This is a genomic window from Desulfomonile tiedjei, from assembly GCA_016212925.1.
Lineage (GTDB): Bacteria > Desulfobacterota > Desulfomonilia > Desulfomonilales > Desulfomonilaceae > JACRDF01.
This window is the reverse complement of the sequence record JACRDF010000015.1, coordinates 287,239-303,830: the sequence shown is the minus strand read 5'-3', so window position 1 is coordinate 303,830 and position 16,592 is coordinate 287,239. Positions and strand designations below refer to the sequence as shown.

General features: G+C 54.0%; 13 protein-coding genes. 5 read left to right on the top strand and 8 right to left on the bottom strand.

The features are described from left to right. Positions 1-476 precede the first annotated feature (476 nt). From HY913_08750 to HY913_08735, 4 genes are all read left to right on the top strand, one after another. On the top strand, positions 477-1,382 hold the full coding sequence (locus HY913_08750) for a glycosyltransferase family 2 protein (GenBank protein MBI4963353.1): 906 nt from the start codon (positions 477-479) through the stop codon (positions 1,380-1,382). Between the two features lie 230 nt (positions 1,383-1,612). Further along, complete coding sequence (gene asnB / locus HY913_08745; GenBank protein ID MBI4963352.1) at positions 1,613-3,598, top strand: asparagine synthase (glutamine-hydrolyzing); 1,986 nt, start codon at positions 1,613-1,615, stop codon at positions 3,596-3,598. Positions 3,599-3,776: 178 nt separating this feature from the next. Then, the gene (locus tag HY913_08740; GenBank protein MBI4963351.1) at positions 3,777-5,210 is read left to right on the top strand and encodes a DUF362 domain-containing protein; all 1,434 of its coding nucleotides are present in this window, start codon (positions 3,777-3,779) and stop codon (positions 5,208-5,210) included. Between the two features lie 116 nt (positions 5,211-5,326). Further along, a complete protein-coding gene (locus HY913_08735) occupies positions 5,327-5,851 on the top strand; it encodes a MerR family transcriptional regulator (protein ID MBI4963350.1) in 525 nt (174 codons plus the stop codon). Between the two features lie 348 nt (positions 5,852-6,199). Here the strand turns inward: HY913_08735 and HY913_08730 are convergent, their stop codons facing one another. Both HY913_08730 and HY913_08725 read right to left on the bottom strand, forming a co-directional pair. Next, positions 6,200-6,700 (bottom strand): hypothetical protein, encoded by a 501-nt coding sequence (locus HY913_08730; GenBank protein ID MBI4963349.1) that lies wholly within the window; start codon positions 6,698-6,700, stop codon positions 6,200-6,202. A gap of 581 nt (positions 6,701-7,281) precedes the next feature. Continuing rightward, positions 7,282-7,818, bottom strand: a complete 537-nt coding sequence (locus tag HY913_08725) for an epoxyqueuosine reductase QueH (protein ID MBI4963348.1) — start codon at positions 7,816-7,818, stop codon at positions 7,282-7,284. A 98-nt stretch (positions 7,819-7,916) separates the two neighbouring features. Here HY913_08725 and HY913_08720 point away from each other — a divergent pair, with 98 nt between their 5' ends. Beyond that, positions 7,917-8,408, top strand: a complete 492-nt coding sequence (locus HY913_08720; protein ID MBI4963347.1) for a hypothetical protein — start codon at positions 7,917-7,919, stop codon at positions 8,406-8,408. Here the strand turns inward: HY913_08720 and selB are convergent. The 6 genes from selB to secD all read right to left on the bottom strand — a co-directional run bounded on the left by selB (position 8,354) and on the right by secD (position 16,590). Next, entirely contained in the window at positions 8,354-10,279 is a 1,926-nt protein-coding gene (selB, locus tag HY913_08715) for a selenocysteine-specific translation elongation factor (protein ID MBI4963346.1), read from the bottom strand. The two genes, HY913_08720 and selB, sit on opposite strands and share 55 nt — an antisense overlap. A 175-nt stretch (positions 10,280-10,454) precedes the next feature. After that, a complete protein-coding gene (locus tag HY913_08710; protein MBI4963345.1) occupies positions 10,455-11,291 on the bottom strand; it encodes a transporter substrate-binding domain-containing protein in 837 nt (278 codons plus the stop codon). Positions 11,292-11,673: 382 nt separating this feature from the next. Next, entirely contained in the window at positions 11,674-12,597 is a 924-nt protein-coding gene (locus HY913_08705) for a stage 0 sporulation family protein (protein ID MBI4963344.1), read from the bottom strand. Between the two features lie 351 nt (positions 12,598-12,948). Then, positions 12,949-13,965 (bottom strand): DNA polymerase III subunit delta', encoded by a 1,017-nt coding sequence (gene holB / locus HY913_08700; GenBank protein ID MBI4963343.1) that lies wholly within the window; start codon positions 13,963-13,965, stop codon positions 12,949-12,951. Between the two features lie 31 nt (positions 13,966-13,996). Then, complete coding sequence (gene secF / locus HY913_08695; protein MBI4963342.1) at positions 13,997-14,896, bottom strand: protein translocase subunit SecF; 900 nt, start codon at positions 14,894-14,896, stop codon at positions 13,997-13,999. Between the two features lie 89 nt (positions 14,897-14,985). Beyond that, the gene (secD, locus tag HY913_08690) at positions 14,986-16,590 is read right to left on the bottom strand and encodes a protein translocase subunit SecD (GenBank protein ID MBI4963341.1); all 1,605 of its coding nucleotides are present in this window, start codon (positions 16,588-16,590) and stop codon (positions 14,986-14,988) included. Positions 16,591-16,592: the final 2 nt, after the last annotated feature.

Below are 16,592 nucleotides of genomic sequence, written 5' to 3'. Positions count from 1 at the left end.
GCGTGCCGGACCCGTCCAGCAAATGCTTCTGTGACACCTGCCAGTGCGGAAGCGAGCGGTCCTGAAGAGCCCGGTGCGGGAATACCGCACGCCGGGATCTGTGAGGGGGCTGTCGGGAAACCGGCAGTCCTACCTCGATTTGCCTTCATTCCGGCGATCCCCAAGTTTACTCCGGTGAACACCGGGGCCGGAATCCAGTCCCGCGAAACGCGGGATTCAATCGCGCGTTCCGCGCGGGACTGGACCCCGGCTTTCGCCGGGGTGACGATCACGTCCGCGTTGGACTGATGGGATTCTCCTCAAACCACTCTCAATGGTTACGGGGGACGGAGACCATTTACCACCGGACAGCCTGAGCATTGCGTCTTTTGCTTCATTGACTTTGACACTCGGGCCTTATGATGCTATCTCATGTGGGATTCCGGTTTTCGATCCGAGATTATCTTGGATGCAATTCCCAATACCAATTGTTGGTTATGACAGAACAACTCGGCACACTCCAACGCGGCACGGACCGGTCGAAAGAGCCGGTAACCGTGGTCATTCCCGCATACAATGAAGAAAAGACTGTTGGCGACATAATTCGTGAGGTCCGACAGAACGTTCCGGCCGCGCGGATTCTGCTGATAGACGATGGCTCGACGGACGCGACGGCCCGTGTGGCCGCAGAGGCCGGAGCTGATGTGATCTCCCATCCGCTCAACAAGGGCAACGGTGCGGCTGTCAAAACCGCTCTGAGGGCAATTCCCGGCGGTCTGGTTGCGATCCTGGACGGTGACGGACAACACGATCCACGGGACCTCAACAGACTGATAGCGGGCCTCGATTCTTTTGATCTCGTGGTGGGTGCCAGGTCTTTTACGAACGACGACGGTTCATTGCTGAGGAATTTCGGTAACATCTTACTGCGCAGACTAGCTACGTTCCTCGCGGAACAGCAAATCCCGGACCTGACCTCTGGGTTTCGAGCCTTTCGCCATAGTGTGGCGATCAAGTTTCTGCACATATACCCGAATGGCTATTCATTTCCATCCACCAGCACATTGAGTTTGATTACCGCAGGTTACAGTGTCGGATTTGTCCCGATCCGGGCCAGGCGTAGGCCTCCTGAGACCCATAGCAAGCTGAATCCTTTTCGTGACGGCTTCCGGTTCATCATGTTCATGCTTCGTATAATCACCCTCGCAAATCCGAACAAAATATTCTTCCCAGCCGGCCTGGTTATGATACTAGCGGGAATTGCCCTGACCATTAGGAACCTGATCCTTTTTGCCCAGTTTTCAGGAGGCACTGTGCTTTTCCTTGCAGGGGGCATCAATATAATATTCTTCGGTCTCGTCCTGGACCAATTCGCGTCCCTCAGGCTCCAAGAGCGCGACTGATGTGAATGGGCATAGAAGTAAGGAAATTGCGGGGAGAACCTTTTTGTAAAAAGCTGCTGCGCGCAGGGCGATAATCCGTCTTTGTGCTGGCTCAACCGCCGTGGTGACCGGGGCGACTCGAAGGAAGACGTGGCCGCCCGCCGAGGGCACCCGCACCCTTGTCCAAAAACTTCTATATCCTGTCCGCCGGTCAGCTTCCGCCAGAGGCAGAAGCTGACCGGCGGCGAGATATGGAGTTTCTTGAAGGGAGCACGAGGAAACCTTTCTTACACACAGAAATTCCCTCGCAGCTTCCTCATTTGAAAGCGACATTCGTCGAAGTTCACCATATGTGCGGAATTTGCGGAATATTTCTCCTCGACCCGACTGCTGAAGTGGATCGGGCCGTCCTGGAGCGGATGAACAGGACCATGGTCCATCGCGGTCCCGACGATGAGGGATTTTACGTGGCCGGGTCGGTGGGTCTGGCCATGCGCAGGCTCAGCATCATCGACCTCGAAGGCGGCCACCAGCCGATCACGAATGAAGACGAGTCGCTCTGGATTGTCTTCAACGGGGAAATCTACAACTATCCGGAATTGCGTTCGGAACTACTTTCAAAAGGGCATCGTTTTCGCACGCAATCCGACACTGAGGTCATCCTTCATCTGTACGAAGAGATGGGCGAGAACTGTGTCACTCGCCTGAACGGTATGTTCGGGTTCGCCTTGTGGGACTCCAAACATCGCCGGCTCTTCCTGGCCCGCGACAGGCTTGGAATCAAGCCCCTCTTTTATTCGTACGACGACAAACGGCGACTACTCTTCGGTAGTGAACTCAAAGCCGTTCTGGCCGGGGGAATAAGCCGTGAGCCAGACTACCAGGCTCTATACGACTATCTCTCCTTGATGTACGTGCCTACTCCGGCCACCGCGTTTGCCGCTGTAAGAAAACTGCCGCCCGGGTGTTTTCTCACTTGTTCGCCGGAAGGCATGAAAATAAGTAGATACTGGGACATTCCACTTCCCGCAGCCGGAGAAGAAGAACCGCCCCGCCGGGATTACGAGGCGGAAATCCTGGACTTGGTGGAAACAGCGATCCGCAGGCACATGATAGCGGACGTTCAAGTCGGCGCTCTTCTCAGTGGGGGACTGGACTCTACTACGGTGGCAGCGGTCATGGCCCGCAAACTCAACGTGCCGCTGAAGACGTTCACTATCGGGTTCGATAGGAAGTCTTACGACGAATCAAAAGAAGCTCGTCTGGTGGCGGCCACATTGGGCACCGAGCACCTGGAAACCACCGGGCGCCCTGCAATGATCGAATCCATTCCGGAGCTTCTGAACTTTTTTGACGAGCCGTTCGCGGACTATTCCGCCATCCCGACATTCCTTGTGTCGGAACTTGCCGCGCGTCACGTAAAAGTAGTCCTTACCGGAGACGGCGGGGACGAGATATTCGCAGGGTACCCCACGCACGTGGCGTACAGGGTCAGCCGGATCTTCACTATGATCCCTCGATGGCTGCGCGAGAATCTGATCACCCCTGTTGTCATGGCATTGCCGACTTCGATGGACCGCATAAGTTTCGACTACAAAGCCAAACGCTTTGTTACCGGCGCGGATCTTCCTCTGGGACAGGGACACTACTGGTGGAAAGTCATTTTCAGCGAGGACGAAAAAAAGGAACTCTGCTCCGGGGAGTTTCTCGGGACAGGCTTTCGGGACAGCTTCGCTGTTTTTGAACGGCATTTTGCGGCTGCCAGCCACGCTCATCCGCTGAATCAACTTCTTTATGTGGACGCCAAAACTTTTTTGCTGGACGACAACCTCACAAAAGTTGATAGAATGACAATGGCCCATTCACTGGAGGCCAGGGTCCCACTTCTGGATCACGAGTTGGTGGAAAGACTGGCGGTCATACCGCCGCGTATCAAGTCAACAGGGCTTCAAACCAAGCGGCTTTTGAGACGAGCCGTAAGGAACCTCCTCCCCCCGGCCATTCGCAAAGGCAAGAAGAAAGGCTTTACTCCGCCGTTGCCTTATTGGATAAAGGAGGAACTCAAGGATTTCATTCTCGACAGCTTCTCCACGAGACGGCTCAGTGCCATTGGCTTGCTGAATCCGGCGTACTGCCGGCGGCTGCTGGATGAGCACCTACAAGGAAAGAAGGACAACAACAGGCAGATTTGGACGGTGCTCGCTTTGACATACTGGCTGGAAAAGAATCGGGCCTGATTTTTTAGTGGTGTGAGACTTCACCGAGAAGGGAAGACAAGCTTTCACCGGGACTATCGCAACCGCCGAGAGTCACGATGGGGGAGGCTTGGAGGGGGAGATGCGTCGCCCCCTCCATTCTCACCGGGCGCAGAGCCGTCTCAAGCACGGTGAACCATAACAAAGGAAGGATGTCGTCATGAAGCACAAGGTCCTGATAATGAGATGCGATGAGTACGATCCGGACAGGATCGCGGGCATCCTCAAGGAAGGGATGGAAGAGCTTGGAGCACATCCTTTCGGGAAGACTATCCTGAAGCCGAACTGCGTGATTGCCCATGAGGAGATTTTCCCTCACGCGTTCACTCGAAAGGAGTTTCTTGAAGGCGCCATAATGGCGGCAAAGGGCCAGGGAAACTCCATCGAGGAGCTGGCGGTAGCTGAAAGGTCAGGTATCACTGTCCCGACTCGCTACTGTTTCAGCAACGCCGGGTACACAAAAATCATCAGGAAACATAAGATCAGAGCGTATTACCTGGATGAGTCCAAACAAGTCCCGTTGAAACTAACTCACGGCAAGAGACTGCGCGATCTGATCTTTGTCCCCAAACCGATCGCGGATTGCGACTTTCTGATAAACTTGCCTAAATTCAAGGCCCATCCCTGGACTCGATTGACTCTAGGCCTCAAGAACTACATAGGCTTACAGGACGACCGTCACAGGCTGGTGGATCACAACAGTTTCTTAGAAGAGAAGATCGCGGACTTACAAGAGGTTATCCAGCCCAAGTTTATCGCCATTGACGGCATCGTAGCCGGCCAGAAGATGATGCTTACTCCCACGCCCTTTCCCATGGGCGCGATAGTCATGGGGGTGAATTCCTGCGCGGTGGACACCGTGGGCTGCCACATGGTTCATGTGGACCCGAAGGACCTGATTCATCTGCGGTACGCTTCGGACAGAGGCTACGGGCCCATGGATTTGGACCAGATAGAGGTTTCCGGCGACTTTCCCTTGGAAGAAGTTCAGCACAAAACTCAAAAATTCGAGCTGTGCATGGAGCATGTTGACGACTATTTCAAGAGCACGCCCAGCCTCAGGTGTACTGTTGGGGCGTTTCCCGAAAATCATTCTCGCGACTACTGCTGGGGCGGCTGTCCGGGTGCGCTTCAAGAAGCGATGCACATATTCAAGACCTTCTACCCGGATGTGTATGATGAGATGAAAAAGGTTCGCTATGTGGTGGGCAAGGTGGAGGGACCGCTGAACCTTGCCGATGGCGAACGGGTGATGTTCGCGGGAGATTGCACCAGTTGGGAAGGGGACATAGACGGCAAGCACGTGAAGATCGAGAGCAACTACAAGACCACTACCCAGGTGGACGCAACAAAAACCAAATCCAATGACATGATCCTGAAGATTTTCGGGTCTTTGCTCCACTGCTTCAAAGAGAGGTCCTCGCGCCACATGCATGCGAAGGGGTGCCCGGTATCTGTGGCCGCGCACGTCAATTATCTCTCGTCCTTGGGAAATATCGGGAACGTGAATTTCGACAGCAGAAGCCTCATACCGGTCAACATCGCGTACTGGCAGATGCGAGCCAACCGCTTCTTCAACAGGCTATTTGGATAGGGAAATGCGAGAGACCCTTTAGTCAAGGACCCTTGCGCGCGGGGAGGGCGAGGCTACCGGCAGGATGCCGGCGCTACGGCGGCCCAAGAACCCCTGCGCAAAGGGAGGACCGCAGCGTGTACACAATTGGAAAGTTGGCAAGGAAGTTTGGCCTTTCGCGCAGCACGCTCCTCTATTATGATTCCATAGGGCTGTTAAAGCCTTCCTCTCGCACGGAAGGAGCCTATCGACAATATTCTGCATCGGACGTGGCGCGGCTGGAGCAAATCTGCACCTACCGCAAGGCAGGCCTGGCTTTGAAGGAAATCTCGAATATCCTGGATTCTCCTGACCACGGTTTCGCTCAGACGCTAGAGCAGAGGCTTGACGAGCTTAACGACGAAATCCAGCATCTCCGCGATCAACAGCGGTTCATTTTGGGATTGCTCAAGAATCGGGCTCTATTCGACCGCATTGGGGTCATGAACGCGGCAACTTGGACATCTCTTCTATCTGCTTGCGGCTTCAGCGAGGAGGACATGATTCGATGGCATGTCGAGTTTGAGCGATCCGCGCCGGAAAAACACCGCCAGTTCATGGAATTTCTCTGCATTCCCGACTCTCAGATAGAGACTATTCGCTCGTGGGCTTCCTCACGATAATCCCATTTCAAGAATTCGCAGGGACCGCTCGGGTAGGATTCTTATAGCAGTTCTCGAAAGTAATGACCGTTTGATTCCCAGGGTGCCACTGCTGGCTTGCCCAGCAGTGCGATCCCATTCGGAAAGAACATTCGAGATTTGCTATAGCTAGCGATGCGGTTCACTTCGTTCACCAGCATCCTACGCGCTATGACTTTAGGCCACGCCAGATTCCAAAGAATGGGTAGGGTCCGACGTCCATGCCGGACCACGCCTATGGCTTGGTTGAGTCGTCTGCGCTTCATCCGCCGGCACGGAGGCCGGTGGCTACAATATTAGAACTTAGTGTCTACCGCATCTCTTGTCTTGTCACGAAGCCTCTTTCGGCTGAGCAACAAGCTTCACATACTTGTAGAGCAGCCAGAAATACAAGATTCCAAAAGCAAGCCTCAACACATATTCCGGTACAAGCATTGCCTCCTTAATTTGGTCCCATGAATAGCCCATTGCCGTACCAACCCTGTCAATTAGGCTGAACGTAGGGAAAAGAGCTAATCCGGGAATCACAGCGAGCACTAGGAGCCTAATACCGACAGGCCAACCCAAGCAGATCATCCTTCCTATGAAATCGGTGTTGTCTCCATTTCTGTTGGCCCGGTAACAAAGCATCACTCCGGTGGTAACGATAATGACGCTCGCAGCATTGCACATTAATGTCAGGATATTGAACGTCTCAGGAAAATACATCCAACACCTTAGAATAACTTCACCCGAGACAATATACGCGAGATAATACTTGAACCGCTCCTTTTCCTCGACTCGTCCCTCTCGGAGATCTTCCGCCAGTTGCGACACATTCCACCAGTACATTGAATCCCTCCCACCCAACTCGACTATTATCCGTTTCAAGCGGAATTATGAAACCACCTGGACCATTCCCAGGTTTGGTGACCTAACTTGTGATGCAACCACAGCGCTTTTTTGATCTTGCGCCACGCATTAACTCAGGACATAACCCCAGCGAAATAGCTCCGCCGGGTTGTTTCATTCAGCCAAGCAACTTCCCCTGCTGTCCTGGCGGTTTCTTTTTGTGGCTGGAAAACGCTGATAGATCCAATCTCGATCCCGGTGCACCCGGTGCGGTTTCCGGGAATGCTCGTGTATGTCTGGATCTACTCTTAGGCGGGACGAGGCTCTCCCGTCACCGCGGCTGTGACGCTGAGGAGTCCGATAAGTGCTGTTACGGCAATTCGTGTCGTGTCCCTTCCCTCGGCTAGCTGTATGCCGCTTTTTGGTCTGCTTCCGCTAGCAGCGGAAGCAGACCAAAAAGCCATATAGAGTTTTTTGGGAGGGGTGCGGAGGACCCTTTTTTACACAAAAAAGGGTCCCCCGCATCTTTTCTTCTTCTTCTTCTTTCCCTTCTTCTTTCTCTTTTTCTCTCTTGTCCCGCCTCATATTATTTTGAGGGCGCGTTCTTTTTCGCTATAGATGCATCCGCAGTATTTTTGTCTGTACAGGCCAAGTTTTCGGTATTTCTTGATTCCTTCGTTCCAGCCTGTGCGCCAGTCACGGTATATGAACGGGATGCCGTATTTTTCGGAAACGACCTCTCCTGTGGATTTCAGCAGGTCATGTTTTTGGAAACGACTGTACAGCAAGGTGGTGGAAAAGGCGTCGAATCCCCTTGTCTGAGCGAGTCTGGCGGTGACATCTATCCGCAGATCGAAACATATACGACATCTCTGGGACTCACGGAACACGATCTCTCTGAGCCATTCCTCCATGCCCGCGGGAGGGATGTCGGTCAGGACGCGGACGTCATTGTCGCGAGTGTACACCGTGAAAGCGTCCAACCTGCGCAGGTATTCGGTATACGGATGGATGTTGGGATTAAAGAAAAAGGCCGTGACTTCGTGACCCTCCGAGCGCAGATCATCCAGGGGATATACGAGGCATGGAGCGCAGCAGGCATGAAGAAGTATTCTCATTAAAAAGGTTGTCTCCTTTCCGGGGTCGTGTTATGAGTTTTGCCGTTACCGGGTCGATTGCAAGGGGCCGAAAGTTAATCTCCGGATCGCGCAGGACCATGGGAAGAATTCGACTGATACTTATTGTAGCCTTGATACTCGGGCCGTCAACACTCTTGGCCGACGATCGGGTAATGTTCCTGAATGCTTTCGGTGAGACGGCCACAGCTTATCTCAATGATTCCTTTCTCTTACTGGGAACCACTGCCGACGGATTTGTCGCTGACATCCTACCCAAAGAAACGGCCCTGGAAATTGCCAAGAACGTTCAAAAGCGGGTGCGCGTGATCCGTGGCAAGCTCAAAGCCGTTGCCGGCGCCAGACTATCAGGAGTGGACAAGCAGCTCATCGACCTGTTGGACAATTCCTACGGGTGTATGGATCATCAGGCCTGGGCCCTGTATCAGTACGTGGAAGACAAGAGCCCCGATGCGGCCAGGCGCTTTGAAGCCCAGAGATCGGATTGTCTGGAGAGCCTGAAAAAAGTCGCTGATTTCTACTCGGCCTTGCCTCCCTCGCCCGAAGTTCCCGAGCCCCTCAGCACCCGTTGATCTCCTATCCTCATAGTGAAACGCTGGCGGTCGAAGTATTCCAGGAGAGGAATGTTGTACTTTCTGGAAGAGCCGGTGATCTCGTGGAACTGTGAGGGGGTTAGCCCGCCCTCGCGCTTGATGAACTCCTCCATGCTCGCCTTGGTCTGATTGATGAAGCCCGCAGAAAAGTAGATGTCCTCCTTGATCCGGACAACTTTGCCTTCTTTTTCCAGGATGTTCAGCAGGCTTCTAACCTGTTTATTGTCCGAGCCGGTGTCGGCAAGGATCTCCTTCAGCACAGGAGGTTGATTTTTGCCATCCACAATTATCTTCAAGATCCTGTCCTTGAGCCCTTTCTCTTCATCCTTCAAGCGCACCTTGTGAGATGCCGCTCGAACAGTATCACCTTGATCGACCACGTTCTGTTTCCCGACCAGGCTCTCCATTGCGGCCTTGAAGAGCTTGTCACCACCCGGCACGCTGGAACGAAGCTCCTGTTTGGATATCCCGTCACGGAGGGGCTGCTCTTGATGGAAGGAGCTAAGACGCTCCACTATTTTGTGTTTAACCATTTCAAAGAAGTCGGCATGGACCATGCGATTGTCCGCCGCATCAAACCTGATAACCGTGTGAGAATTTCTTAGTGTTTCAAGCACCTTGTCCAGACGTTTGGCTGACAGACCCGATAGGCCGAGTAATTCGCCCCTCGCCACTCCCGGCAGGCCTGCGCTGCGCACCAGGGAAGCTACGATACCCGTGTCATCAGCGTGGTCGATCTCCATGAAGGTCTTGACCGTGCGGTGTTTGAGCTTTGCACCTCTGGGGTTCATGATCACTCCGCCCCCAAGAGTGATGGAAGGAGACAGGGCTCGGACGACGAATCGGTCACCTGTGGCCGGAACGATAGGAGACGACGTCCTCAGTTGGGCCAATGTTTCTTTGCCCGGCTCAAGAGCATCCATGTCGGGGAGGACCAGTAGGGCCTCTACCTCAGTGGTGTAGTGGTGCAATCGCACCTTCTTGCGGTTTTTCAGCGCCACAGGTGAGCGGGCAAGAGCCTTGAGATTTACGTCCACTATATAGGAAGGTTTGAAATCCCCCGGATGAACAAGGACCTCACCCCGGTGTATTTGGTCCTGCTCCACACCTCGGAGGTTTATTGCTACACGTTCACCTGGAAAGGCTTTCGGCTCGGGCTTGTTGTGGGATTCGAGCGCTCGCACCGAGGATCGCAATCCGCGAGGCAGTATTTCCACTTCGTCGCCCGCGGAGACGGTTCCGGATATCAAGGTACCGGTCACCACGGTTCCGTGGCCTTTCATGGTGAAAACCCGGTCTACCGGCAGTCTGAGCAGTCCGTGAACCGGCCGCTCAGTGACTTGAAGCGCAGACGCCACAAGGGTCTCTTTGAGCAGGTCTATTCCTTCACGGGTCTTCGACGAAACACGAATCATGGGCGCTTCTTCCAGAAAGGTCCCCTTGACGGCATCGCGAACGTCTTCTTCAGCCAGCAGGGCCAGCTCTTCGTCCACCAGGTCCAGTTTGGTCAAAACCACCAGCCCCTGCCGTATTCCCAAAAGATTGAGAATATCAAGGTGTTCCACTGTCTGCGGCATCACCCCTTCATCGAGAGCTACCACCAGCGCAGCAATGTCTATTCCACCCGAGCCTGCCACCATCTGGCGGACGAACTTTTCGTGGCCGGGAACGTCCACTATGCCCATGCGCACATCCTGGCCGAGATCCAGAAAAGCAAAGCCCAGCTCTATGCTTATCCCGCGCTGCTTTTCTTCCTTAAGCCGGTCTGTGTCGATACCGCTCAAGGCTCGAACCAGTTCAGTCTTGCCATGATCTATATGTCCGGCGGTTCCAAGTATGACTCGTTTCATCAGATTCTCTCAGAAGGTTCACCCTCACTTTGAGGCGGGCACGGCCCGCCCTACAGGAGGCGCCTCGTCCAGTCGTAGAGCGGGATGTGCCCGCCTGGTGCCTGCGATAGCCTTGACAGGAGCACGTTACGGGATATCAAACCGCCGATGTACCAATCACCGGTCAAAACGACAGCTATTCAGACCAAATCTCGATAGACCGCCTGCTGGGGAAGGGGTAAGGTGTTTCCGGGCCGAACCATTGATCGTAAATCTTTTTCAGAGACCCGTCGGCAGCCATATCCTGGATAGCAAAGTTAATCAGGTCTCGCCACGCGGAGTCGTCCTGAGGCATTGCCGCTGCAATTTCTTCAACACTTTGCGATACGGGCATAAGCTCGAACCGCCCGGGACTCCGCGAGGCATACTCGAGCAATACTGTCCCGGTATCGACCCACGCGGAGACCTTCTCCCGGCCCAAAGCCATGAAACAGGACGGCCGGTCCGGATAGGAAATAACGTTTTTCTCCGCGGAGTCGTCTCCCGATTCCTTCAGTAGACGCATAGCGGTCTTTTCGGCCGACGAGCCCTGGACAGCGGCAACTTTGTGTCCTTTGAAATCAGAGATCGTCTTTAAGCCTCCCTTAGGAATGAGCGCGTACAGTGAGTCAAAGAAATACGCTACAGACAAATCGTACTCACCCTCGACGGAACGAGTATGCCTTATCCTGCACAGGGCCGCGTCGATCCGTCCTTCGGCGAGCAGAGTCGGCCAGGTCTTGTCGTTAACTTTGACCGCCTCCAATTTGAGGTTCATGTGCTTGGCCATTTCAGTGCCTAGGTCCACCTCGAAGCCCACCCATTCTCCCGTGGGTTTGAGGAACCCCTGGGGAACACGATTATAGGGCAGGCCAAGCCTAATTGTGCCGCTTTTCATCACCCGCTCGAAAACCGGCCCGCATTGGCCCAAATCCGCAGACATGAGCAGGCTTGTCACGGCCATCGCTGTCAAAAGTGCTCGCGCTCGTGCCAACGCATTACCTCCCTTGACTCAGATCAGTGACGAGATGTGATCTGCCCATCTGGAGACTAGGGCTGGAGCCCTCACCCCAACCCTCTCCCAGGGGACGAGGGGGCTTTGTGGATCCGGTTCACAGTTCCCTCTCCCTTGGGGAGAGGGCAGGGTGAGGGTCCCTGCTTTGAGCGAAAAACGGTCCCGTACAACCTATGGGCAAAATCGAACCTTGGGGCGAATTCACGGTTACGGTCGGGAACCTAGTGATACACGAGGCCGCAAACGTCTATGGGACCGTCACCGACTTCGCACGACATAAAACTTCCGGTTTTTTTTAGACAGCCGACATTTGAGACGTGAAGACAGGAAAGAACCGGCGAACGCCGGCTCTCCAGGCACGTTACCGCTCGGTTTCACGGGGCCTTAACTCAGACTCTTCTTCCGGTTCCTTTGCCGAACGATTTTGGGCCGATTTCTTCCCTCCGGCCTTTTTCTTACCGTTCTTCTGCGTTTGAGGTTCCACATCCGAGATCATGTCATCCCTTGACACTTCGGCCATGGTGTCGTCTTCCATCCGGACAAAGACCGTTTCCGCCAGGGGATTGTGTTTTACAACTACTCCTTCACCTTTTTGAGTCTTGACCGTCTTTCCCACTCTTGGGAGTCCTTTCTTGAACTCCTCATACGTTTCATGCTCGTAGGCAAGGCAGCACATGAGACGTCCGCACACGCCCGAAATCTTTGTGGGGTTTAGCGACAGATTCTGGTTCTTGGCCATTTTCACCGACACAGGGCGAAAATCCGTCAGAAACCTGGAGCAGCACAGCTCCTGCCCGCAACAGGCCAGGCCGCCGGTCATTTTTGCTTCATGCCTCACGCCGATCTGGCGCATTTCTATGCGGACCGGAAAGCGGCCTACAAGTTGCTTCACAAGCTCGCGAAAGTCCACGCGGCCTTCCGCTGTGAAGTAAAAAACGTACTTCGAGCCGTCAAAGAAGCACTCGACGGCCACAAGCTTCATGGGCAGCCCCAGGGCGTCAATCCGTTCCAGGCAGTAGGCGTACGCCTGCGCTTCCCTCTGGGCGCATCGCATTCTCTGATCAAAGTCTACTTTGCCTGCTTTTCGGATTATTTTGCGCAGCGTTTCCAGTTGCGAGGCATCCATTTCCCGTTCAAAGGGCGGGATGGCTATCTGCCCCAGGCCCATGCCTTTCTCCGTCTTCACTACAACCCAATCGCCCTGGTCCAACGCCATGTCTCCTGCATCGAAGTGATAAATCTTGCAAGCATAACCGAACCGTACCCCCGTGACATTGACTTTCAGGCGCAAAGCCGTGCTCTCCGCGGCAACAGGCCGGCCCTGAACATCGGGGGATTCGGCCCATCTCATCGGCGGGCTTTCGGAACTCCACTCAGGCCATGTTTGGTTCTTAGACCGGTGGGATTCGTCCGCGGTATCAACTTCGACAGGCGGCTGCTCGGAAATAGGCTCTACGGGTTGGCTATGGGCTGGGATTTCATCCGCGGAAAGCGTGGTATCCTCAGGTTGGGCCTCAACAAACTCCGCTACATGCTCCTCCGGCTTTTTCTCACGAAGGGGCGACGATCCCCACGATCTGGGGAGGTAGGAGATTTCCTTTTTGCTTTTATCCTGTTCATCCATATTTTCAAGCTTTCATCCCGCGGCTCGAACCATACCGAGCGACGGACCGGCCAATATGCGGGCGACCTTCAAAAGCATCACGTCGGTCACCATATTTCGGTTTACATTTATATCGGCTTCAATCAGGGCGGAAGCTTCCGCCAACTGGTCGTACGCTGAAACAAGCGCCTCACTATTGTGATGTTGAGCCTCTGACGAGATTCTGTCAAGCAAATCTCGGTGGATCAAAGTGGAAGCATCCCCGAGGACCTTTTCTATGAGAAGGTCACGAATCCAGGTGACGGCTATTTCGATTGCCTCGGCTGATGTTTTTCTGTCTGAGGAAATTAAAGCCGAAACCTCGAGCAGGCCGCTCAGTCCGGTGCGTCCTGGGTCCGCGAGAGCGGAAATTATCTGCTCGCGCAAGTCAAGGAAGTTGGATGTTTCCTTGTCAAGGGCCTTTGATACACTTCCGCAAGACATGGAAGCCAGAACGCGCGCCTTTTCGGAATCCATTCCCTTCTGCTGTTCAAGAAGATGTGCCAGGGGCTCCACGGGGATAGGACCAAACCTGACACGACGGCATCTGGACCTTACTGTTGAGAGCAGAAGAAACGGTTTGGCTGTGACAAGTATGAGAACGCGTCCCGGCGGCGGTTCTTCGAGGGTCTTCAAGAGGGCGTTCTGAGCCGAACGGTTCATGAGGTGGGCATCGTCAATGATTATAACCCGATAACGTCCCTCCACCGGAGCATAACGAAAGTAATTGTGGAGCGCGCGAATTCGTTCAATGCGTATAATCCCCCTTTGGGGACGTTCGATGGTGAAATCCGGATGGTTTTCCGCCACGATCCGCCGGCAGACTGGGCAAGAGGCCTCCAGGTCTTCCGCGGGGTCAGGGCAATTTAGAAGGCATGCAAGTTTGATCGCTACCAGCTTTTTCCCAATGCCCTCCGGGCCGGCAAAGAGATAGGCATGCGCCGCGCGACCCTCTGCCGCGCTCCGCTCAAGCAGTGCGATTTCATTTTCATGCCCGACAAGCATGGTCATGGGAAGGATTTATCCGACAGGGTGCGCTTTTTCACCGTTTGACAGGTAGGACCCGATCCAACTCCAGTACGCACGGCGAAGCTACGAATATGGAAGAATAGGTCCCGAATATAATACCTATTACCAGCGCCCACGCGAAATCCTGCAAGATGTGAGTCCCTAGGGCCAGAAATGCTACGACGGAAAGCATTGTGAAACCACTGGTCAAAACGGTTCGGGAAAGAGTCTGGTTTATGGAAGCGTTGAAAATGTCAATAAGAGGGGCCTTCTTCTGCAGTTTCAGGTTTTCCCTAATCCGGTCGCAGACCACGATCGTATCGTTGATGTCGTAACCAATTACCGTGAGCATGGCCGCAAGAATCGTCAGGTTGAATTCTTTGCCCGTCCAAGCAAAGAAGCCGTAGACAATCAACAGGTCGTGAACGAGACAGAAAATTGCGCCCAGACCCATCGTGAAAGTAAAACGGAAGGCCATATAGACCAGAAGCATGCCCAGGGCAATTATCGTTGCCCAAATGGCCGCGTTCTGCAGGTCCTTCCCGACCTTTGGACCGACCATTTCAAGGCTTCGGATTTCAGAACTGCCTGTGCCGAATTCCTTATTCAAGAGCCCCTGTACGCGCTGGGATAGCTTGTCGGCCCCTTCTTCAGGGGTCTCCATACGGATTATGAATTCATCGGTGCCCAGGAGCTTCTGGACTATCAGGTTTTCGCTTAACGACTTTAAGCCTTCTCGTATGTGATCCGTGTCCACGGTCTTATTGAACTTGACTTGAATCATCGCGCCGCCGCTGAAGTCTATCCCAAGCCGGACATGGCCCTTGATGGGGATGGAGGCCAAGGCCAAGATCAACATGACTGTAGTGAACGCGTAAGCGTAGCGCCTATTTCCCATGAAATCGATTTTGGTATTGGGTTTTATCAGCTCCACTGGTTCAATCCTTTTAAGTATCACCCCAACGGATGTTAAACGTATTGCAGGCCCGCGAGATCACGAGCGCCCCTTGATCTTCGCAACTCTCAGATACTCATGCTCTTGATTTGCTTAACCTGGAAAGCATAATCAAAGATGGTACGAGTGACAAAGAAAGCCGTGAATAGCGAGACAACAAGTCCTATGCACAGGGTAACCGCGAAACCTTTTATCGGCCCTGTCCCGAATTGTATCAGGGGAAGAGCGGCCAATATATTGGTCACGTGGGTGTCGATGATCGTTAAGAAGGCCTTGTTGTACCCCGTGTCCATTGCCGCGCGGGCTGATTTCCCGCCTCGAAGTTCCTCTCTCACTCTCTCGAAGATCAGAATGTTTGCGTCAATGGCCATACCAATGGTCAGGGCCACTCCGGCAAGACCGGGCAAGGTCAACGTCGCCCGCAAAAACGGCGAAACCATAACCGCAAATATCAGCAACAGGTTCATCATCAGAGCGACATTCGCGACCATTCCCGACCATTTGTAGTAGACGGCCATGCCGATCACGATGAGCACCATGCCGAGTACGATCGCATTTCGTCCCAGTCTGATGGAATCATCACCTAAGGACGGCCCGACGCTCCGGTTTTCAAGGATCTTCACCGGCGCGGGCAGGGACCCTGCTCGCAGCACGAGCGCCAGATCATGGGCCTCTTCAGGCGAGAAAGCTCCTTCGATGATTGCCGACCCACCCGAAATTTTGTCCTTGATTACCGGCGCAGAATAGACCCTGTTATCCAGTATGATCGCGAGTCGCTCCCGCACGTGCTCGCCGGTGATCCTCTCAAACTGCTGCGCGCCGATACGGTTCAAGTCTATATGGATAATCATTTTCCCGCCGCGATCGGGCTGGACTTTGGCGTCGGTTATGACATCACCGGTCATGAGTATCTGTTTTTTCACCAGGAAAGCGCTCTTAGTCACCACCCCGGTTCTGGGGTTGCGATTCAACTGGTAAAGCAGCTCATCACCCGAGGGAATGTCACCTTTTTCGGCAGCGGCCACGTCTCCTTTTTCGTCGACAAGTTTGAACTCAAGACGAGCCGTTCGTTTGATGATGTCGATGGCTCGGTTAATGTCCTCCCGGAGTCCCGGAAGCTGCACGACTATTCTGTCAGCCCCTTGCACGACGACATCAGGTTCAGCAACCCCGAACTGGTCTACACGGTTGCGGATCGTATCCACGGCCTGCCGGACCGCCCTTTGCTTTATGCTCTCCACGGTCTTGGGGTCCAACTCGAGTTGGATCTCAAAGCCTTTATCGGCCGCGCCTGATGAGACCTTCTTGAAACTGTGCAGCTTGTCGAGGACCTTCTCGTCAAAGAGAGGCTCCTGTCCGGGGTCTTTGAGATAGACGGATAGCGCGGTGGGAGAAGTCCTGACTACGTCGCTGTACCGAATTGACGCGTCTTTCATCAAGGCCGAAGCTTCTGAAATGGTCTGATCAGTGAGGGCCTCCACGGCCAAGTCCGACTGGACCTCCAGGGTTAAGTATAATCCCCCTTGCAGGTCCAATCCTAGCCGAACCGGGTTATTGGGGAGATGTTTCGCCCAAAACTCCGGTACAGGACCGAGCGAGGGATAAACGAGAAACAGGCTCACTACTAGAATCACACCTATAATGGCACCACGCCATTGAAGGCTCTGGATCATCT

Bases quoted from the DNA above. Each gene is read 5' to 3' on its own strand.
- secD (MBI4963341.1), bottom strand. From the start codon at position 16,590: ATGATCCAGAGCCTTCAATGGCGTGGTGCCATTATAGGTGTGATTCTA.
- HY913_08725 (MBI4963348.1), bottom strand. From the start codon at position 7,818: ATGAGAATACTTCTTCATGCCTGCTGCGCTCCATGCCTCGTATATCCC.
- holB (MBI4963343.1), bottom strand. From the start codon at position 13,965: ATGACCATGCTTGTCGGGCATGAAAATGAAATCGCACTGCTTGAGCGG.
- selB (MBI4963346.1), bottom strand. From the start codon at position 10,279: ATGAAACGAGTCATACTTGGAACCGCCGGACATATAGATCATGGCAAG.
- HY913_08740 (MBI4963351.1), top strand. From the start codon at position 3,777: ATGAAGCACAAGGTCCTGATAATGAGATGCGATGAGTACGATCCGGAC.
- HY913_08750 (MBI4963353.1), top strand. From the start codon at position 477: ATGACAGAACAACTCGGCACACTCCAACGCGGCACGGACCGGTCGAAA.
- asnB (MBI4963352.1), top strand. From the start codon at position 1,613: ATGGAGTTTCTTGAAGGGAGCACGAGGAAACCTTTCTTACACACAGAA.
- HY913_08720 (MBI4963347.1), top strand. From the start codon at position 7,917: ATGGGAAGAATTCGACTGATACTTATTGTAGCCTTGATACTCGGGCCG.
- HY913_08730 (MBI4963349.1), bottom strand. From the start codon at position 6,700: ATGTACTGGTGGAATGTGTCGCAACTGGCGGAAGATCTCCGAGAGGGA.